Raw genomic sequence first — 19,152 nt, 5'->3', positions numbered from 1 at the left:
CCCGCCGTCAGCGGATCGTCATCGCGCGTATCAGCTCGCGCACGTCGCGGAGCTCCTCGATCCGCGCGGTCAGCGCGACGACCTCGCGCGCCTGCGCGGCCGGAAGCGCCGTCACCAAGAGCTCCAGCGCCTTTGCCTCGACCTGAGCGCGCGTCATCGGGTTTTCGAAGCGGCCCAGGACGTTGCGGTCCTGGAAGGCGCGATAGGTCCTGCCGCCGGCATCGACCTCGACCTCGACGGCGAAGCGTTCGAGCCCCGGCGTCGGGCCGAGGAACTGGATCCGGCGCCCCATCGCGACGACATCGTCATCGTGCATCCGGGCCGCGTCATGCGAGGCGTCGAAGGTCAGGCGCCCGTCCAGCATGGTGATCGCCAGGCAATAGCGCATGTTGACGTCGGGCATCAGGGTCTTGTCGCCGACGACCTTGTACCAGTCCTCGTTGTAATAAGTCCGGATCGCGGTGACGTCGGCCGGGCGGGGCGCATGCTCGGCGATGATCGTCTCGAGCGCCGCCACGGGCGCCGCGATCGGATAGCCGATCGGGTATTTCTTGATGTCGGTTTCCAGAATGGTGAAGAGCGTGCCGAGGCCCTCGGTCAGGGCCTCGGGGCGCGGCGACGGGCAGATCGCGTCGAGCATGTTGCGGTCGCTCATATCGAGCGCGTCGCCGCCGCCGGTGAAGCCGGCGCGCACCAGGGCTGCGGCCTTCGCCCCGTTCATCGCCGGCATGCCGGCGAAGACATAGCTCTTCAGGGTATGGGCCTTGTCGAGCCGCCAGGTCGTCAGGCCGGAGGCTTCCTGGGCGAGATAGTTCAGCAGCGCCGCGAAATCCTGCTCCTCGAAGCCCATCAGCGCGCCGGCGGCATAGCCCGCGCCGAACAGCGGGCCATAGGCATGGCTCGACATCGACGAGCTCTTGAACGTCATGCCGCTGCCGAAGGCGCGCGCGAAGCGGATCGTCATCTCATACCCCAGCACGACCGACCGCAGCAGGGCTTCGCCGGAGCTCGCCAACTCGTCGGCGACGCTGATGGCGGCCGGAACCACGCCGCATCCCGGATGCGTCTGGCTGTCCTCGTGGGAATCGTCGGATTCGTCGGCATGGGCGGCCATGCCGTTGGCCAGGACGGCCTCGGCGAGCGGCGCGCGCAACGCCGTGCCGAGGATGGCCGCGACCGGCGGACCCTGCAGCCCCTGCGCATAGCGCTGCCCGGCCATGCCCGCCTCGAGCCGGGCGCCCGAGACGATCGCGGCGAGCGTATCGAGCAGATGAAGCCGGGCTTTTTCCCGGACCTCCTCGGGCAGGGGCCGGCTCATCGCGGTCGCCGCATGATCGGCGACGCGCGGGCCATACCGATTCGCAAGCTCTGTCGTCGTCATCGCCGTCTCTCCATCGCTGCCTGCCGGCCGCTCTCGCGGCGCGATGCTGCCTCTCGCCTCGGCGGTTGGTCTGCAAAGGGCTGCTCTTCGACAGGACGCAGGCGAACAAGCGATTGACGCCCGGCATTGCCGGTCTCTAACATGAGAGCGCTTACATCATTCCCTGTCAAGTCTTGGCGCGGATCGCGCCCGGCCGCGGCATCGCTCTAGGAACCTTGCAGCATGGCACCCCGCTTCGGCGTCGTCGGCACGGCCCATTGGGCGCGGCATGTGCATCTCCCCGGGCTGCTGGATGCCGGGGCGGATGTCGTCGGCATCTGGGGGCGCAATGCCGCCGTCGCCCGGGAGATCGCGGCCGAGAAGGGGGTCCGGGCTTTCGCGAGCTTCGAGGATCTGCTCGCTTCATGCGACGCGCTGACCATGGCCGTGCCGCCGGACGTTCAGGCGGGTCTCGCCTTGCAGGCGGCGCGGGCGGGCAGGCACATGATCGTGGAGAAGCCACTGTCGCGCGACCTCACGAGCGCCCGGCTGATCGAAAAGGAAGTGACTGAAAACCGGCTCGTGGCGCTGGTGTTCTTCATGCGCCGCTTCATCCCCGAGATCGCCGCCATGATCGAACGGGAGAGCGGGCACGCCTGGACGAAAGCCCTCGTCAGGGTGCATTCGGGCGCCATGGCCGGGGCCGGCCCCTATGCGAATTCGCAATGGCGCCGGGAGCCGGGCGCGGCGCTCTGGGATATCGCGCCCCATGTCCTGTCCGTCCTGATTCCGATGCTGGGCGAGGTCGAGGCCGTCGAGGCCGAGGCGGAAACGGGTGGGGTCACCCGCCTGAAGACCTGGCACCGTCGCGGGGGCACCGCCGATATCTCGGTCTCGCTGCAGAGCAAGCCGGAGGACATCGCGAATTCCTATCGATTCGTCTCGCCGACGCGGTCGATCAGCCTGCCGGAGCCGGAATTTTCGCGCAGCCGCGTCTTCGGCCATGCCGTGGGCGCGCTGAGCGAGGCGATCCGGTCGGGCCGGCGTGACTTGCCCTGCGGCGTGGCCCTGGGGCGCGAAGTCGTCGACTGGCTTCAGAAAGCAGAACTGAGCCAGAAACACGATCAGAAAGTTGTCTGACAAATATTCGCCCAGGAATCTGACTTCTTCAGTTGACGACATTAAAATAGACGGCAAAATCGGAGCAACAAGAAACGGTAGGGAAGAGATGTCTGGCAACTTGCGGGAGACGCTGACCAGTCGAGTCATGCGTGTCATTCACGAGAAGCAGATTCTGCCGGGGCAGAGGCTTCCGACCGAGGCGGAATTCTGTTCGATTCTCGGCATCAGCCGTCCGGTCGTGCGCGAGGCTCTCAGCGTGCTGGAGATGCTGGGCGCCGTCGTCACGCGCCAGGGCAGCGGCCGGGTCCTGATGCCGCTGAACTTCAGCTCGCTGATCGGCAGCCTCGGCGGCATTTTCGCTTTGTCCGACAGCCGGATTCTCGACCTGCTCGCGGTCCGCCAGGCGCTTGAGGTCTCTATTCTCCCGATCGCGATGCACAAGATCGGGCCGCAGACCATGCTCGCGCTCGAGGACACGGTGACGCGGATGGAGGAGCGTGCGGCCGCCGGCGAGCACTTCTACGAGGAAGACCGCCGCTTCCATGCGCTGCTCTATCAGGACCACGGCAACGAAGCCCTCAGCGGCCTGCTGGACCTGTTCTGGCAGATGTTCTGCGCGATCGATCCCGAAGTGCTGCCCCATCACGAACGGCTGGAGGAGACCGCCGGACATCACCGGCGGATCTTCGATGCCATCGCCTGCGGGGACATGCGCAAGGCGCAGTATCACATGGAGACGCATTTCTACGACATCGCCTTCGCGCTCTCGCAGGATCGCGGCCCTGCCTCCTCCAGGCATTAGCATCGCGCCGGGAAGCATCGATGACCGCGATCGCATCCGCAGACTCGACCAGCACGGCAGGCGCCGGCCGATATTCAGGCTGGAGCCTGGGCTGGCTCGCCTGGGCCGCGGCGCTGATCTGGCTGCTCTATCTCGTCGCTTTGCCGATCGGTTACATGGTCATCGACGGGCTGACCGACGAGGACGGCGCGCTGACGCTGGCCAATGTCGCCGCGTTCTGGTCGGAGCGGCGCCTCGTGCTGGCAGCGCTCAACAGCCTCGGCGTCGCGGCCGGGGTCGCCGTCCTCAGCGTCCTGATCGGCGTCCCGCTGGCTTACGGCGTCGCCCGGACGACGATGAAGGGCAAGCGGCTCGTTCAGGCGACGATCATCATTTCCCTCGTCAGCCCCGATTTCCTGCTGGCGATGGCCTATATCGCGCTGGCCGGCCCGAATGCGGGCTATCTTAACGTCCTCCTGCGCGCCTCCTTCGGCATCCGGGAGGCGGGTCCGCTCAACATCTTCTCGCTCTGGGGGCTCGTCTTCACGGCCCTGCCGCATGGCGTGTCCTTCGTCTTCCTCACCATGGTGCCGGCTCTGCGCAATCTCGATCCGGCGCTCGACGAGGCGGCGCGCGTCCAGGGCGCCAGCATCCGCAGCACCATCTTCGACATCACGCTGCCGCTGATGCGTCCGGCGCTGCTGTCGGGCGCGCTGCTCGCCTTCGCCGGAAGCCTAGCCATGTACGGCCCGCCGCACATGCTGCGCCTGAACGTGCTGACGATCTCGATCCGCGAGGCGCTGCTGCGGCTCGATTTCAAGGCGGCATCGGTCGCCTCGCTGATCCTGATCCTGATGTCCCTGGTCGCGCTGGCCTTCTATCGCCGCAGCACGCAGCAGGCGGAGCGCTTCCGCACGATGGGCGGAAAATCCTTCAACCATCGCCCGTTCGATCTCGGAGCCGGCACCGTCGTGCTGACGGTGTTCGGCGCGGTCTACTGCCTGCTGGCCCTGATCGTGCCTTATGGCGCGATGCTGGCGGTCTCGCTGATGAAGTCGGTCGGCGAGGGCTTTTCCGCCGGAAACTGGACGCTCCAGAACTATGCGGTCGTCTTCGCCAATCCCGCGGTGCGCTCGGCCGCGCGGCTGAGCGTCACCCTGGCGGCGGTGAGCGCGACGGCGGTCGTCGTCATGGGTTTCCTCGTCGCCTATCTGCTCGTTCGCTCGAGGGCGCCGGGGCGCGCGGTGCTGGACTATCTCTCGATCCTGCCACTCGCGGTGCCGGGCACCGCGCTCGGAATCGCGCTGATCGTCGTCTACCTCAACCCGCCCTTCAACGTGCTCGGGTTCTACGGCTCCTTCGGCATCCTGCTGGTCGCCTATCTCACCCGCTTCATCACCTTCGGCGTGAGGACCAACCAGAGCACGCTCGTGCAGTTGCCGCCCGAGCTCGAGGAAGCCTCGCGCGTCTCGGGGGCCGGCCCCCTGCGCACCGTCTTCCTGATCACCGCGCCGTTGATGCGGCACGGGCTGATCTACGCCTGGATCCTCGTCTTCATCCTGGCGCTTCCGGAACTGAGCGCCTCGGTCATCCTGAAGGGCTTGCAGACGCAGACGCTGTCGATCGTGCTGCTCGACATCTGGAACGGCAATGGCGGCCTGGCCTCCGCCAGCGCCTTCGGCATCACGATGTTCGTCTGCGTCAGCTCACTTTTGTTCATCGCCGCAGCAATCGGCAAACGGGCGGGCTTCGGCTTCACCGGCTGAGGCCCGCATAACAGGGAGGATAGGCACATGGCTGGACTATCGACGATGCGCCGGGGGCTCATGGCCGGCGGATTTTGCCTCGCGCTGGCTGCCCTGGCGCCGGCGGGCGCCGGGGCGCAGACGCCGCTGGTGCTCTACACCGCCTATGAGAACGGCCAGATGAAGCCGCTCATCGACGCGTTCGAGAAGCAGAACCCCGGCCTCAAGATCAGCCACTTCCACCAGCCCGGCGAGGAGCTCGTCGCGACGCTCGAGCTGGAATTGCGGGCCGGCAGCCCCAAGGCCGATGCGGTCGGCCTCAACGATGCGTCGCTGAACTATCTCCAGACGCGGCATTCCGCCTTCGAGCCCTACGCCGCCAAGGGCGTCGAGAAGGTCAAGGCCGAGCTCCAGAACAAGGCGCACATCTTCACGCCGGCCTTCGTCAACCTCTACCTGATCCACTACAACACCAAGAAGATCACCGCCGCCGACGCGCCGAAAAGCTGGGCCGACCTGACCGATCCGAAATGGAAGGGGCAGATCGCGCTGGCCGATCCGGCCAGCTCGCAATCCGTCCAGTCCTTCATCTGGTTCATCGCCGACCACCTCGGCAAGACCGATCCGGCGAAATTCGGCTGGGACTATTTCAAGCGCCTCGCGGCGAACGAGCCGCGGCTCGAATCCTCGCACGGCACGATTCGCGACCTGACCGTGAGCGGCGAGCGGCCGGTCGCCGTCCAGCTCCTCGCCAACGCCCAGACCGCCGCCAATCGCGGCGAGCCGACGAGCAATGTCTGGCCGACGGAGGGAGCGCCCGGCGAGCTTTCGGCCTTCGCCGTCGTCAAGGGCGCCAAGAACGCGGCCGGCGCCAAGCTCTGGCTCGATTTCCTGCTGTCGCCGGAAGGACAGGCGCTGATGCCGAAATCGCTCGGGGGCGCCCCGGTCCGCACCGACGTGGCCTATAAATACCCGGATGGCACGCCGCTCGATCAGGTGAGGATCGTTCCCGTCGATTCCGCCTTCATCTCCGCCAATCGCAAGGCGCAGGCGAAGAAGTTCCATGACGCGATCGGGCGATAGGTCATGAAAGCGTCCGGCGATGCGGGGACGGAGCTGCGGCTGATCGGGCTGAAGAAGTCCTATGGCACGGCGCCGGCGGTCCGCGGCATCAGCCTGGACGTGGCGGCGGGCACGATCATGTCCCTGATCGGCCCGTCGGGCTGCGGCAAGACCACGACGCTGCGCATGATCGCCGGCCTCGAAAAGCCCAATGAGGGGCAGATCGTCGCCGGCGGCCGCCTGCTGACCGACGGGCCGAAGGGCGCGCCGCCCGAGCAGCGCGACCTCGGCATGGTGTTTCAGACCTACGCCCTGTGGCCGCATATGACGGTGACGCAGAACGTCGCCTATGGCCTGAAGCAGCGGAAACGTCCCAGCGCCGAGATCGCCGGCAAGGTTGCCGAGGTCCTGGCGATCACCGGCATGGCGCAATACGCGCAACGCTACCCGGGCCAGCTCTCGGGGGGCCAGCAGCAGCGCGTCGCGCTCGCGCGCGCGATCGCCACCGAACCGAGCATCCTTCTGTTCGACGAGCCCTTGAGCAATCTCGATGCCGTGCTGCGCGAGCAGATGCGCTTCGAGATCCGTGCGCTGCAACAGCGGCTCGGCATCACCAGCGTCTACGTCACGCACAGTCAGGACGAGGCGCTGGCGCTGTCGGACGAGATCGCGGTGATGCAAGACGGCGTCATCGTCCAGCGCGGGCCGCCGCTCGCGATCTACGAGAAGCCGCGCAACGCCTTCGTGGCGGGCTTCATCGGGCTCGCCAACATCCTGACGCTCGCGGATGCGGCGGCCCGGGGCGATGGCGTCGGCGGGCGGCTGGCCGGCGGCGATGCGCTGCTGAGCGCGACCGGGGGCGAGAGCCTCAAGGGACGCGGCGACGCGCGCATCTGCATCCGCCCGGTCGATATCCGCCTGGAGCCGGGCACCGCTGCGCCCTCCGGCGCCGCCAACGTGATCGCCGGCGAGGTCCGCTCGATGTCGTTCACCGGCGGGCTGGTCGATTATTTCGTCGCCACGGCGGGCGGCCACGATATCCGCGTCCAGGCGACGCCCCCCATCATCGCGCAGGCGGGGACGAAGGTCGTGCTGACCGTTCCGCCCGAGCGCATCGCCATCCTCGAAGATTGACGGAAAGCAGCCTGGATGACCATCAAGACCGCCACGAGCTGGATGCTGCGCTTTCCTTCCGATCGCGTCAGGGCCGAACGCGCCGACGAGATGTTCGAGCTGATCGGCGTCACCGTCGAGGACAGCGCCGGCGAGCGCGGGACGGGCTGGACCTTCACCTCCGACTATGGCGGCGGCGAAGCGGTCAAGGCGCTCCTCGACGTCGTGCTGCTGCCGCGCATCGCCGGCCGCGAGGCGATCGAGGTCGAGACCATCACCGATGAGCTGTTCCATTTCACCCATCGTCTCGGCCACGGCATCGCCTCGATGGCGATCGCCGCGATCGACACCGCGCTGTGGGACCTGAAGGCGCGCATGATGGGCGTGTCGCTGGCGCGCGCGCTCGGCCGGGTTCGCGACCGCGTGCCCTGCTATGGCAGCGGCAAGGCCAGCCCGTCGCTGCCCATCGACGATCTCGTCGAGCTCTCGGCCGGCTACATCGCGGATGGCTTCGATGCGGTGAAGCTTCGGGTCGGGCGCGAGCCCGATCGCGACATGGAGCGCGTCAGGGCGGTGCGCGAGGCCATCGGTTCCGGGCCGCGCATCCTGTGCGACGCCAATGAGCGCCTGAGCCTGCCGACCGCGCTCTGGCTCGGCAAGCAGCTCTGCGATCAGGACGTCTACTGGTTCGAGGAGCCGATCCTCTCGCAGGATATCGAAGGCTACAAGCGCTTGCGCCAGGCCTTGCCGATGGCGATCGCGATGGGAGAGCATGTCCATTCGCGGCGCGATTTCATCCCCTATATCCAGGGCGGCGCGATCGACGTCGTCCAGCCTGACATGTGCTTCGTCGGCGGCGTCACCGAAGCGATGCGCATCGGCCGGATCGCCGACAGTTTCGGCCTGGCGCTCGCCCCGCATTTCATGACGGTGCTCCATATCCATGTCGCCGCCGCGCTGCCGCGCTCGACCTATGTCGAGTTCTACCCGTTCATGGACGATCTCCTGGTCGAGGGCCTGACGGTCGAGAAGGGCGAACTGCTCGTGCCGGACCGGCCCGGCCACGGCGTCGCTTTCACCGAGGAGGCGTGGAAGCGCTATCGGGTCGCATGATCCCGCCCGATGACCGCATGATCTTCGACTATCTCATCGTCGGCGGCGGCTCCGCCGGGGCCGTGCTCGCCAATCGCCTGTCATCCGCCAGCGCCAGCCATGTGCTTCTGATCGAGGCGGGCATGGATATCCGCGACGGCGCGACGCCCGAGGCGATCCTCGACAGCTATGCCGGCACCGCCTATCTCGACAAGCGCTTCCTCTGGAACGATCTCAAGGTCACCACCGAGGTCCGCTCGCGCAACGATCCCGGCGCGCCGGCGCCGCGCCTGCGAAAATACGAGCAGGGCAGGGTCCTCGGCGGCGGTTCCTCGATCAACGGGCAGCTCGCCAGCCGCGGCCTGCCGGCCGACTACGACGCCTGGGGCGCGCTCGGCGCCAGGGGCTGGAATTGGGATGCCGTCCTTCCCTATTTCCGCAAGCTCGAGCGCGATATCGACTTTGACGGTCCGCTCCATGGCCGCGACGGGCCGATTCCCGTGCGCCGCATCTTCCAGGATCTCTGGCCCGAACACGCCAAGGCCACGGCGCAGGCTTTCGCCGAGCTCGGCTTCGACTATATCGCCGACCAGAACGGCGATTTCCGCGACGGCTACTACCCCTCGGCCATCACCAATCTCTACGACCGGCGCGTGCCGACGGCGATCGGCTATCTCGATGCGATGACGCGGGCGCGGCCCAATCTGACGATCCTTTGCGAGACGGAGGTCGTCGGGCTGCTGTTCGAGGAAGAGCGCTGCACCGGCGTCAGGGCGCGCGGGCCGGACGGGCGGGAGCTGCGCTTTTCAGCGCATGAGGTGATCCTTTCCTGCGGCGCGATCCATTCTCCGACGCAGCTCCTGCGCGCCGGCATCGGCCATGCGGCGGCGCTGAAGGATCTCGGCATCGCGGTGCGGGCGCATGTCCCCGGCGTCGGCCAGAACCTGATGGACCATCCGTCGATCTCGGTCGCGGCCTTCGTCAAGCCGCATGCGCGCATCAACGGCCGCACCCGGCGCCATCTGATGCTGGGCATGCGGTTCTCCTCGGGGCTCGATGGAGCCCCGCAGGGCGACATGGGCGCGACGATCGCGACGAAGACGGCCTGGCACGCCGTCGGGGACCGCATCTGCTCGATCTCGATGTGGGTCAACAAGACCTATTCCTGCGCCGGCGAGGTGAAGCTGCGCAGCGCCGACCCGTCCGTCCAGCCGAGCGTCGATTTCAACCTGATGGCGGACTACCGCGATCTGCAGCGCCTGATGAGCGCGTTCAGGCGGATGGCGGCGGTTTTCGCGATGCCGGTGATGCAGGCCGTCACGGCCGATCCCTTCCCGGCGAGCTTCAGCGAGAAGGTGCGCCAGGTCGGCGAGATCAACGCGAAGAACAGGCTGCTCACGGCTTTCCTCGCCCGGCTTCTCGACGGGCCGGACTGGCTGCGCCGGCGGCTGATGTCGTCGCTGATCCTCGAAGGCGATCCGCTCACGGTGCTGCTCAGGGACGACGCGGCTCTCGAGGCCTATATCCGGCGTTCGGCCATCGGCGTCTGGCATGCCTCCTGCTCCTGCCGGATGGGCGCGCCGGACGATCCCCAGGCCGTGACGGACGAGGCGGGCCGCGTCCGCGGCGTCGAGGGCCTGCGCGTCGTCGACGCCTCGATCTTCCCGGCGATCCCGTGCTCGAACACGAACCTGCCCACCATCATGGTCGCGGAAAAGATCGCCGACGACATCCTCGCCGAGGCGGCGGCATCCGCTGCCTAGAGCATTTTCAAGCGAAGCGGGTACCGGTTCGCGTGAAGAAAATGCGATAAAACAAAGGCCTGGAGCAATTCCGCGATTCGGAGAAACGCGGAATTGCTCTAGCCCCTTTCAACTCCGGAAGCGCCATGTCCATCGCCCCCGCAGCACCGCGCGCCAGCCTGCCCTCGACTCCGACCGACTATGCAAGCCTGATCGGCGGAAACCGCGTGGGCGCCGCCGGGCACGTTTCGATCGAGCGGCGCAATCCCGCTCACGGCGTGGTCGTCAGCCGCTACCCGCAAGCGACGGCCCGGGATGTCGCGGCGGCGGTGGAGGCGGCGCGCAAGGCGGCCGACAGCCGCGTCTGGAGCGGCATGCCGGGGGCCGAGCGGGCGCGGATCATCGCGCGGGTCGCGCAGCTGATCGACCGGGACCGGGCCGGGCTTGGCCTGATCGAAAGCCTGGAGGTCGGCAAGCCGATCGGCCTGATCGACCGCGAGATCGGCGGCTCGGTCGCGCTGTGGGAATACGCCGCGACGCTGGCGCGCCACACCTATGGCGACAGCTATGACCAGCTCGGCGCGCAGACGATGGCGCTCGTCCTGCGCCAGCCCGTCGGCGTGGTCGGCATGATCACGCCGTGGAACTATCCGCTGCTGATCGTCAGCCAGAAACTGCCCTTCGCGCTGGCGGTGGGATGCTGCGCCGTGGTCAAGCCGAGCGAGCTGACCTCGGGAACGGCGCTGCGGCTCGCGGACATCCTGATCGAGGCGGGCGTGCCGCCCGGCGTCGTCAATATCGTCGCCGGATACGGTAACGACACCGGGCGGGCGATCACCGAGCACCCCGCCCTCGACATGATCTCCTTCACCGGCTCGACCCGGGTCGGCCGCGAGATCGGCCGCCTGGGGGGCGAGGCGTTGAAGAAGGTCTCGCTGGAGCTCGGCGGCAAATCCGCCCATATCGTCTGCGCCGATGCCGATCTCGACGCGGCGGCGGAGAAGGTGGTGCTCGGCTTCACCCGCAATGCCGGGCAGGCCTGCGTCAGCGGATCGCGCCTGCTGGTCGAGCGCAGCGTCGCGACGCGCTTCACCGAGGCGGTGATCGCCCATGCCAAGGCGCTGAAGGTCGGCGATCCCCTCGATCCGCAGACCCAGATGGGTCCCCTCGTCAGCGAGGCCCAGCGCGATCGCGTCACCGGCTATATCACCGCCGGGTCGGATGCCGGCGCCAAAGGCTGGTCGCGCGAAGCCGGCCCCGAAGCGGCCCTGCCGGGGCATTTCGTGCAGCCGACCGTGTTCACTGAGGTGGCGCCGTCGATGTCGATCGCGCAGGAGGAGATTTTCGGCCCGGTGCTCTGCGTCATGCCGTTCGACAGTGTGGCCGAGGCGGTCGGCATCGCCAACGGCACGATCTACGGATTGGCGGCGGGCATCTGGACACGGGATCTCGACAAGGCCTTCCTGTTCGGGCGCAGCCTGAAGGCGGGCACGATCGAGGTGAACACCTTCCTGGCGGGCGCGCCGGAACTGCCGCTGACCGGCCATGGCCAAAGCGGCGTCGGCCACGAGAAGGGCCGCTATGCCATCGAGGAATTCACCGAGCTGAAGACGATCCAGCTGCAATTCGGCTCCGCTCCGCTTTAGCATGGCGCCCGCGCGCCGCGTCGCGGACGAAAAAGGACGAGCCGAACGATGCCGAGGACCATCCTGCTCGAGGCCGTCGGCGGCATCGCCGGCGACATGTTCGTCGCGGCCATGCTCGACGCCTGTCCCGATCTCAGCGCCCAGGTTCTCGCCGACGCCAACGCCGTGCTGCCGGACGGTATCGGCGAGGCATGGCTCGAGCCCGGCCAGAGCAACGGCATCAGGGTGCTGCGTCTGAAGCTCGGCCGTCTGCAGGAGGTCCGGCAGACGCCGCACAGCCATGACCATGGCGGCGATGGCCATCACCACCACCACGCGGCCGACGGGGCGACCGAGGCCGGTCATGGGGAGCCCCGATTGACCCGCTATCGCGACCTCGTCGCGCGGATCGAGGGCGCGCGGCTTGGTGCCGGGACGGCGCGCCATGCGATCGCGATCCTGACGATCCTGGCCGAGGCCGAGGCGCATATTCACGGCGTCCCGCTCGCGGAGGTGCATTTCCACGAGATCGCCGACTGGGATTCGCTGCTCGATGTCGTGGCGGCCGGCAGCATAGCGGCGGCGCTCGCGGGCGCGGTCTGGCGGGTCGGGGACCTTCCGCGCGGGGCCGGGCTGGTCAGGACGCAGCACGGGCTCCTGCCCGTGCCGGCGCCGGCGACGGCGGCGATCCTGCGCGGCTTCTCCTGGCGCGACGACGGCGTCGGGGGCGAACGCGTCACGCCGACGGGCGCCGCGATCCTGCGCCATCTGATCGGGGATCCGGCCGCGCCCGCCGCGATCGGCGGCCGGCTGGCGGCCTGCGGCTATGGCGCGGGCACGCGCACGCTCACGGCCATGCCCAACATCCTGAGGGCGAGCCTGTTCGACAGCGCGGAGCAGGCGGCGACGCCGGACAATGTCGTCGTCACCGAATTCGAGGTCGACGACATGACCGGCGAGGAGATCGCCGTGGCCTGCGATCGCCTGCGCGCGCATCCGGGCGTCCTCGACGTCTCGCTCGAAACCCGGATCGGCAAGAAGGGGCGCACCCTGCACGGCTTCCGGATCCTGTCCGACAACAGCGCGACGATGACCTCCGTCCATGCCGAGTGCTTCCGCGAGACGGCGACGATCGGCCTGCGCTGGCGCCTGGAGCAGAGGGAGATCCTGCCCCGGACACACGATGTCAGCGCGACCGAGCCCGCCCTGCGGCGCAAGATCGTGCGCCGGCCGGGCGACGTCGCGACCGTCAAGGTCGAGAGCGACGATCTGGCGCCGGTGGCGACCCTGGCGGAACGACGCTTGCTGAAGCAGGCCGGCGAGGCGGGCCCCGCCTCATGAGCGCGGTCGAGCCGTGCTGCCGCGGATGATCAGCTCGGCCTCGATCCGATCGGGCAGCTTCGCCTCGCCATGCTCGAGCCGGTCGAGGATGTAATGCGCGATGGTATGGCCGATATGCCGGGCCGGAATCCGGATCGTCGTCAGCGGGGGCTCGATCTGGGCCGCGAGCTCGACATCGTCGAACCCGACGATGCTGACGTCGTCGGGCACTGAAAGACCCGCGGCGCGCGCTTCGATCAGGGCGCCGGCGGCGAGATAGTCGTTCGCGCAGACCACGGCCGTGGGAGGCCTGTCGGTGGCCAGCATCCGCTGCATCCCCTCGCGGCCGGAGCCGATCAGGAAGTGCGAAACCTCGATGAAATGCTGCGGGCGGACCGCCAGCCCTTCCTGGGCGAGCGTCGCGTTGACCCCCTCGATCCGCTGGCGGATGCGGTCGTTGTTCCTGAAGCCGCGGGTGATGATGCCGAAGCGGGTATGGCCGAGATCGAGCAGATGGCGCGCCAGCTTCGACATCTCGATGAAATTGTCGAAGCCGATGCAGTTTTGGGTGCCGTAACGTCCGCTGGTATAGGCGATGACGTAGAAGATGTTGCGCCGCTGCAGCAGCTCCATGAGCTCGGGCGGCTGGTCCTCGCCCATCAGGATCAGGCATTCGACGCCGCGCTCGATCATGTTGAAGGCCTGCTTCAGCGTCGTCTGCACGACCGGATCGGGCCAGCCCATCAGCAGGGTGTAATCGGCCAGGGCCAGCTCGCGCTGGAGCGATTCGATCATGGCCGCGATCGTCTGGTGCCCGAAAGTGGGGATCAGCACCCCGATCGTGCGCGTCCGCAGCGAGGCCAGGGCCTTGGCGGCGCCATGGGGAATCCAGTTGAGCGCCCGGATCGCGGCCTCGACCTTCTCGCGGGCTTCGGGCGAGACGAGGCGCGGCGTGTTGATCGCGCGCGATGCGGTGGCGGTCGAGACCCCGGCATGGCGCGCCACGTCGGAAAGCTTGGTGCCCTGGTGAAACGGCTTGCGCATCCTGCGTTGTTTCGCATCCGGTGCGTCCGGAATGGCTGAAGCGGCTTCAACGGGTTTCTTCGCCATGGAACTGATTTTACCGGATGAGGTGCGGACCGAGTGCGTTGCAGGCACGCCGCAAGCAAGTTGCGCGTTAGCTAGGCCGGCGTCCAGCCTTCGTAAAGGGGATGCCCGAGGCCGATCGGCAGCTCGACGACGCTGCGCGTTTCATCGGCATGGAACAGGGCCGTGATCAGCTCCAGCGAGCGGCGGGCATCCGCCAACGTCACCGGGAAGGGCAGATCCCGGGCGATCGCCGCGTGGAACAGCGCGAACTGGCGTGCGAAACCGAGCTCAGCCGGCGCCGTGACCTCGGCGGCCTTCGCCGCGAGCGCCTGGGCGAGCTCGGGGCGCTGCGGAATGATCTGCCAGGGGTCGTCGCCGGGGCGGATAGCGTCGGCGTCATGGCCGAGCCTCTCGAAGGTGGCGTGCTCGAAGCACAGCCTGATCCGCGTGACCGGCCGGGCCGAGCCCAGCGTCGCGGTCAGCGAGGCGAGCGAGCCGTTTTCCATGACGAGCGCGGCGACGGCGCAATCCTCGACCTCGATGGGGTTGACCCGCGTCGCCTTGAACGCGGCGGCGCGCGCCACGGGCCCCATCAGCCACATGAACAGGTCATGGATATGGATCGACTGCGTCAGCAGCACGCCGCCGAGCTCGGTTGCGAATTTCCCGCGCCACGGCACCTTGTAGTAGTCCGCCCCGCGCTTCCAGGCGGTCTCGACCGAGGAGATGAAGGGGCGCCCGGCGAGGCCTGAATCGATCATATGTTTGATGCGGGCGATGCCGGCGCCGAAGCGGTACTGGAAGATCGGCATCACCCGCGCGCTCGCCTCGGCTTCAGCCGCGATGACCGCGTCCATCAGGCGAAGCGAGCTGGTGAAGGGCTTCTCGCAAATCGCATGCTTGCCGGCTTTAAGCGCGGCCATCACCATCGCGTAGTGCAGGGACGGCGGCGTGCAGATCGAGACGACGTCGATATCCGGGCTTTCCAGAAGCGCGGCATAGTCGGTGAAGCGCCGCGCTATCCCGAATTCGGCCGCGAAACCCACGGCGCGGGCGGCGTCGACGTCGCAGCAGGCCGCGACCTCGAACAGCTCCGGCAGCAGCCCGAAGCCGGCCGCGACATGCAAGCCGCCGACCCATCCGCAACCGACGATCGCGACCCTCAACCGCCGCATGGCACGTCCTTCCCGGTTGCTCAGCGGGTCTCGTCGGCGGCGTAGGCGCGCGTCAGCAGCGCTCCGGTTTCGTCGAAGCGCAGCGCGAAGGGGTCGCCGATGAAGCCCGCCCGGCCGCTGGCCTTCAGATCCGGCAGCAGCGCCTCGGAGATCAGGATCTCGTCGAGATGGAGGGTGGAGCGGATCAGGCAAAGCCGCGTCGCCGCGTCGGTCGCGGACCATGAGGTCGAGACCGTCGCCCGCAAGGCGTCGAGATCATGCGGCAGGACGATCGGCAGGCGCGACTTCTCGACCAGCGTCGAGGTCAGCGAGTTCATGTAGATCATCTGCAGGTCGATCTGGCCGACGACGCCGACGGTGGTGAAATCGGCGAGCCCGATGCCGAGCCCGTTGCCGCCGGTCGCCTTGCTAAGGCCGAGCACCGCGATCCGCGAGACGAAGGGCGGGGGGTTGGGGATCGAGCGCAGATCCGCCCGCCCCATCACGGCATGGTCCATTCCGGCGCCGCTGATGTTCTTGCCGATCTGCTCGACGACGAGCGCGTCGATCGGATCGAAGGGCAGGCGCGCGGTCAGCGCCTTGGCCGCGACCAGGAGCCGCTCGTCGGAGGCGAAGAAATCCTCAGGCTCGACGCCCTCGATCCGGACCATCTCCTTCGCGGCGTTCTCGACCAGCGCGATGCCGTAGGCGACCGGCGACTTCTGCAGCGCCAGCCGGGCGAGCGCCGGCAGCGTGTCGCTCAGCCCCGGAGGGCCGATGCGGTGGACCTGCTGGGCGCCCTCGGCTTTGCCCAAGCCGACGGCGACCATCTTGCACAGGCCGCTTTCGACCGGCCGGTCGAAGGTGGTGTGCGACTTGACCCGGTTGATGACGAGCACGGCATCCGCCGCGGCGGCGTGGCGGTCGAACTTGCAGCGCGCGCCATCGGCCGTCACGCCATAGTCGACGACCTCCATCGTCGCGCGGATCGGCGCGCCGAGGTAATCCTCGGTCATGCCGAGGCTGGCGAGAACCTTGACCTGCCCCTCGGCGGTGCCGCCGCCATGGCTGCCCATGGCGGGGACCACGAAGGGAAACAGCCCCATCGCCTTCAGCTCGGCGATCGCCTCGCGCCCGATCAGCGCGATATGCGATATGCCGCGGCTGCCGAGCCCGACCGCGACGCTGGCGCCGGGCTTCAGAGCCGCCAGGCGCCGGCTTGCGCGCACGGCCCGCCGGACGCTGCCCGCGATATCGCTCACCGGCGTGCCGCGCGGATGATCGAGCCCGACCCTGCGGACCCGAGGGATGTCGACCTTCGCCAGAAAGGGAAAGTCGATGGCGGGGAAAGAGGCGCTGGCCATGGGCTTCCTCCGCTAGAAAATCGGTCCGGGCGGCGGGGACTTGCGCAGGAAGGCGAAGTCGCAGCCATGCTCGGCCTGCGTGACCTGCTCGGCATAGAGCTTGTAGTAGCCGCGCTCGGAGCCCGCCATCACCGGAGCGGTCCAGGAAGCCTTGCGCCGCGCCAGCTCCGCATCGTCGACGAGGAGCTGCAATTCCCCCTTCGCCACGTCGAGCCGGATTCTGTCGCCGTCGCGGATCAGGCCGATCGGCCCGCCGATGGCGGCTTCGGGGCTGGCATGCAGCACGATCGTGCCGAAGGCCGTTCCGCTCATGCGCGCGTCGGAAATCCGCACCATGTCCTTGACGCCCTGCGCCGCGAGCTTCCTGGGGATCGGCAGATAGCCGGCTTCCGGCATGCCGGGCGCGCCCTTGGGGCCGGCATTCTGCAGCACCAGGACATCGTCGGCGGTGACGTCGAGATCGGGGCTGTCGACCCGCTCGGCCAGGTCCTGGAGCGAGGTGAACACGACTGCCCGGCCGGTATGCGAGAGCAGCGCAGGCGTCGCCGCCGACTGCTTGATGATCGCGCCATTGGGAGCGAGGTTGCCGCGGAGCACCCTGAGGCCGCCGCCCCGGTGGATCGGGTCGCCGAGGCTGCGCACCACGGTCTGCGGCCAGCCGGGCTCGGCGTCCGCGATGTTCTCGCCAAGGGTCTTGCCGGTCACGGTCAGGCAGCCGGTGTCGAGCACCTCGACGATCTCGCGCATGATCGTGATCAGGCCGCCGGCCTTGTGCAGGTCTTCCATATAGTGCTGGCCGGACGGCTTGAGGTCGACCAGGACCGGGGTTTCCGCGCCCATCCGGTCGAACGCCTCCATATCGAGATCGACGCCGATCCGCCCGGCGATCGCCGCCAGATGGACGAGGCCATTGGTCGATCCGCCCGTCGCCTGCAGGATGCGAAGCGCGTTCTTCAGGGAACGCTCCGTGATGATCTGGCTCGGGCGGAGCTTCTCGCGGGCCATCGCCACGGCGCGCGCGCCGGTCGCCTCCGCATGGCGAAGGCGGTCGGCCGCGACGGCGGGGATGGCCGCCCCGCCCGGCAGCATCATGCCCATCGCCTCCGACATCAGCGCCATGGTGCTGGCGGTCCCCATCACCATGCAGGTGCCCGGCCCCGGGGCGAGACGGCCGCTGATCGCCTCGATCTCGGTCTCGTCGATCGCCCCGGCCCGGTGCTGGGCCCAGAGCCGCCGGCAATCCGTGCAGGCGCCGAGACGCTCGCCCTTGTGGTGGCCGGTGATCATCGGGCCGGTCACGGTCAGGATCGCCGGCACATCGGCGCTGACCGCGCCCATCAGCAGGGCCGGCACGGTCTTGTCGCAACCGCCGATCAGCACGACGGCGTCCATCGGCTGCGCCCGCACCAGCTCCTCGGCATCCATCGCCATCAGGTTGCGCAGGAACATCGAGGTCGGATGCGAGAAGGACTCGGCGATCGAGACGACGGGAAACTCGATCGGCAGCCCCCCGGCCAGCATGACGCCGCGCTTGATCGCCTCGATCATGTCGGGAACGTTCTTGTGGCAGGCGTTGTAGCCCGAGAAGGTGTTGGTGATGCCGATGATCGTGCGGTCGAGCGCGTCGTCGGAATAGCCCATCGCCTTGATGAAGGCCTTGCGCAGGAACAGGGAAAAGCCGGCATCCCCGTAATTGGCCAAGCCCTTGCGCATCCCGCTACGCTCTTCCGCCATCGCCTTGCCCTTCCTTGGACCGTGTCTACGCTATAAGAGCTCGGCAAACGCAATGAAAGCGCTTTCGTGGCGTTTCAGGGCCGCGGGAGACTGTGATGAGCGGTGAGATCAGGATGGATTGGGACAGGGCCTCCCGGACCGGCGTCGCGGAGGCCGTGCTCTGCGCCGGCAAGTCTGGCGCGCAGATCGAGGCGATCCTGTCCGAGGCGATGGAAGCGGGCCGGGGCCTGCTGCTGACGCGCCTCGAGGAGGATCGCTTCGGCGTCCTGTCGCCTTCGACCCGCGCACGCATCGATTACGATCCGGTCTCGCGCACGGCCATCCTGCCGGCGCCGGAATCCGGCGAGCGGTTGACGATCTCCGTCGCGATCGTGGCGGCGGGCTCGTCCGACCTGCCCGTCGCGCGGGAGGCGGCGCGCACCTTGCAGTTCCATGGCGTCGAGCCGACCGGCATCCACGATGTCGGGGTGGCCGGGCTCTGGCGGCTGATGGAGGCCCTGCCCGAGATCAGGCGCCATGACGTCGTCATCGCCGTCGCCGGCATGGAGGGCGCCCTGTTCAGCGTGCTCGCCGGTCTCGTCCGGGCTCCCGTCATCGCCGTGCCGACCTCGGTCGGATACGGGGTGGGGGCCGGCGGCCGGATCGCTCTCGGCTCCGCGCTGTCGAGCTGCGCGGCCGGACTGGTGACCGTCAACATCGACAACGGCTTCGGCGCCGCCTGCGCGGCGTTGAAGATCGCCGGATTGATGCGCCAGGGAAGGTAACGGCTCGTCCTCTCCGGCTTGAGCAAAGATTTGTCAGGCAAATACAGCTGTTGCTGCTGCGAAATCCATTGCGTATGAGCGATCG

The 19,152-nt window shown here is 68.2% G+C and carries 15 protein-coding genes; 10 read left to right on the top strand and 5 right to left on the bottom strand.

Translation table 11 applies throughout. The annotated features are described in order from the left end of the window. Positions 1–7 precede the first annotated feature (7 nt). Entirely contained in the window at positions 8–1,381 is a 1,374-nt protein-coding gene (locus tag M9917_RS05095) for an MmgE/PrpD family protein (protein WP_297251466.1), read from the bottom strand. A 222-nt stretch (positions 1,382–1,603) separates the two neighbouring features. Between M9917_RS05095 and M9917_RS05090 the strand changes: the two genes are divergently transcribed. From M9917_RS05090 to larC, 9 genes are all read left to right on the top strand, one after another. Beyond that, positions 1,604–2,500 (top strand): Gfo/Idh/MocA family protein, encoded by an 897-nt coding sequence (locus tag M9917_RS05090; RefSeq protein ID WP_297251464.1) that lies wholly within the window; start codon positions 1,604–1,606, stop codon positions 2,498–2,500. Next, positions 2,493–3,284 carry a FadR/GntR family transcriptional regulator gene (locus tag M9917_RS05085; RefSeq protein ID WP_297251463.1) on the top strand — a complete coding sequence of 264 codons (792 nt, stop codon included), beginning with the start codon at positions 2,493–2,495 and terminating at the stop codon, positions 3,282–3,284. The genes M9917_RS05090 and M9917_RS05085 overlap by 8 nt, the downstream gene beginning before the upstream one ends. A gap of 20 nt (positions 3,285–3,304) precedes the next feature. Further along, positions 3,305–5,029, top strand: a complete 1,725-nt coding sequence (locus tag M9917_RS05080; protein WP_297251461.1) for an ABC transporter permease — start codon at positions 3,305–3,307, stop codon at positions 5,027–5,029. A 27-nt stretch (positions 5,030–5,056) separates the two neighbouring features. Continuing rightward, positions 5,057–6,091 carry an ABC transporter substrate-binding protein gene (locus M9917_RS05075; RefSeq protein WP_297251459.1) on the top strand — a complete coding sequence of 345 codons (1,035 nt, stop codon included), beginning with the start codon at positions 5,057–5,059 and terminating at the stop codon, positions 6,089–6,091. Between the two features lie 3 nt (positions 6,092–6,094). Continuing rightward, on the top strand, positions 6,095–7,204 hold the full coding sequence (locus tag M9917_RS05070) for an ABC transporter ATP-binding protein (protein ID WP_297251457.1): 1,110 nt from the start codon (positions 6,095–6,097) through the stop codon (positions 7,202–7,204). A gap of 15 nt (positions 7,205–7,219) precedes the next feature. Beyond that, positions 7,220–8,296 carry a mandelate racemase/muconate lactonizing enzyme family protein gene (locus M9917_RS05065; protein WP_297251455.1) on the top strand — a complete coding sequence of 359 codons (1,077 nt, stop codon included), beginning with the start codon at positions 7,220–7,222 and terminating at the stop codon, positions 8,294–8,296. A gap of 20 nt (positions 8,297–8,316) precedes the next feature. After that, positions 8,317–10,038 carry a GMC family oxidoreductase gene (locus M9917_RS05060; protein ID WP_465246366.1) on the top strand — a complete coding sequence of 574 codons (1,722 nt, stop codon included), beginning with the start codon at positions 8,317–8,319 and terminating at the stop codon, positions 10,036–10,038. Between the two features lie 125 nt (positions 10,039–10,163). Then, positions 10,164–11,663: an aldehyde dehydrogenase family protein gene (locus M9917_RS05055; protein WP_297251451.1), complete on the top strand. Its 1,500-nt coding sequence runs from the start codon at positions 10,164–10,166 to the stop codon at positions 11,661–11,663. Positions 11,664–11,711: 48 nt separating this feature from the next. Next, positions 11,712–12,983 carry a nickel pincer cofactor biosynthesis protein LarC gene (gene larC / locus M9917_RS05050; protein ID WP_297251449.1) on the top strand — a complete coding sequence of 424 codons (1,272 nt, stop codon included), beginning with the start codon at positions 11,712–11,714 and terminating at the stop codon, positions 12,981–12,983. Here the strand turns inward: larC and M9917_RS05045 are convergent. The 4 genes from M9917_RS05045 to M9917_RS05030 all read right to left on the bottom strand — a co-directional run bounded on the left by M9917_RS05045 (position 12,978) and on the right by M9917_RS05030 (position 18,303). After that, a complete protein-coding gene (locus M9917_RS05045) occupies positions 12,978–14,006 on the bottom strand; it encodes a LacI family DNA-binding transcriptional regulator (protein ID WP_297251448.1) in 1,029 nt (342 codons plus the stop codon). The genes larC and M9917_RS05045 overlap by 6 nt on opposite strands. A 137-nt stretch (positions 14,007–14,143) precedes the next feature. Continuing rightward, positions 14,144–15,226 (bottom strand): Gfo/Idh/MocA family protein, encoded by a 1,083-nt coding sequence (locus M9917_RS05040; RefSeq protein ID WP_297251446.1) that lies wholly within the window; start codon positions 15,224–15,226, stop codon positions 14,144–14,146. A 20-nt stretch (positions 15,227–15,246) separates the two neighbouring features. Then, positions 15,247–16,569, bottom strand: coding sequence for a nickel pincer cofactor-dependent isomerase, group 22 (locus M9917_RS05035; protein WP_297251444.1), 1,323 nt, complete (start codon positions 16,567–16,569; stop codon positions 15,247–15,249). Positions 16,570–16,581: 12 nt separating this feature from the next. Then, complete coding sequence (locus M9917_RS05030; RefSeq protein WP_297251442.1) at positions 16,582–18,303, bottom strand: IlvD/Edd family dehydratase; 1,722 nt, start codon at positions 18,301–18,303, stop codon at positions 16,582–16,584. A 95-nt stretch (positions 18,304–18,398) separates the two neighbouring features. Between M9917_RS05030 and larB the strand changes: the two genes are divergently transcribed. Further along, positions 18,399–19,067, top strand: coding sequence for a nickel pincer cofactor biosynthesis protein LarB (larB, locus tag M9917_RS05025; protein WP_297251439.1), 669 nt, complete (start codon positions 18,399–18,401; stop codon positions 19,065–19,067). Positions 19,068–19,152 lie beyond the last annotated feature (85 nt).

This window comes from Bosea sp. (in: a-proteobacteria) (assembly GCF_023953965.1).
In the GTDB taxonomy this organism is placed as follows: Bacteria; Pseudomonadota; Alphaproteobacteria; order Rhizobiales; family Beijerinckiaceae; genus Allobosea.
The sequence above is the reverse complement of the archived record's forward strand: the minus strand, read 5'-3'. Positions and strand labels throughout refer to the sequence as shown.

Excerpts from the sequence above, each read along its gene's own strand:
- M9917_RS05055 (WP_297251451.1), top strand. The coding sequence starts at position 10,164 with ATGTCCATCGCCCCCGCAGCACCGCGCGCCAGCCTGCCCTCGACTCCG.
- M9917_RS05090 (WP_297251464.1), top strand. The coding sequence starts at position 1,604 with ATGGCACCCCGCTTCGGCGTCGTCGGCACGGCCCATTGGGCGCGGCAT.
- M9917_RS05095 (WP_297251466.1), bottom strand. The coding sequence starts at position 1,381 with ATGACGACGACAGAGCTTGCGAATCGGTATGGCCCGCGCGTCGCCGAT.
- M9917_RS05080 (WP_297251461.1), top strand. The coding sequence starts at position 3,305 with ATGACCGCGATCGCATCCGCAGACTCGACCAGCACGGCAGGCGCCGGC.
- larB (WP_297251439.1), top strand. The coding sequence starts at position 18,399 with ATGAGCGGTGAGATCAGGATGGATTGGGACAGGGCCTCCCGGACCGGC.
- M9917_RS05030 (WP_297251442.1), bottom strand. The coding sequence starts at position 18,303 with ATGGCGGAAGAGCGTAGCGGGATGCGCAAGGGCTTGGCCAATTACGGG.
- M9917_RS05065 (WP_297251455.1), top strand. The coding sequence starts at position 7,220 with ATGACCATCAAGACCGCCACGAGCTGGATGCTGCGCTTTCCTTCCGAT.
- larC (WP_297251449.1), top strand. The coding sequence starts at position 11,712 with ATGCCGAGGACCATCCTGCTCGAGGCCGTCGGCGGCATCGCCGGCGAC.
- M9917_RS05040 (WP_297251446.1), bottom strand. The coding sequence starts at position 15,226 with ATGCGGCGGTTGAGGGTCGCGATCGTCGGTTGCGGATGGGTCGGCGGC.
- M9917_RS05045 (WP_297251448.1), bottom strand. The coding sequence starts at position 14,006 with ATGCGCAAGCCGTTTCACCAGGGCACCAAGCTTTCCGACGTGGCGCGC.
- M9917_RS05035 (WP_297251444.1), bottom strand. The coding sequence starts at position 16,569 with ATGGCCAGCGCCTCTTTCCCCGCCATCGACTTTCCCTTTCTGGCGAAG.
- M9917_RS05070 (WP_297251457.1), top strand. The coding sequence starts at position 6,095 with ATGAAAGCGTCCGGCGATGCGGGGACGGAGCTGCGGCTGATCGGGCTG.
- M9917_RS05075 (WP_297251459.1), top strand. The coding sequence starts at position 5,057 with ATGGCTGGACTATCGACGATGCGCCGGGGGCTCATGGCCGGCGGATTT.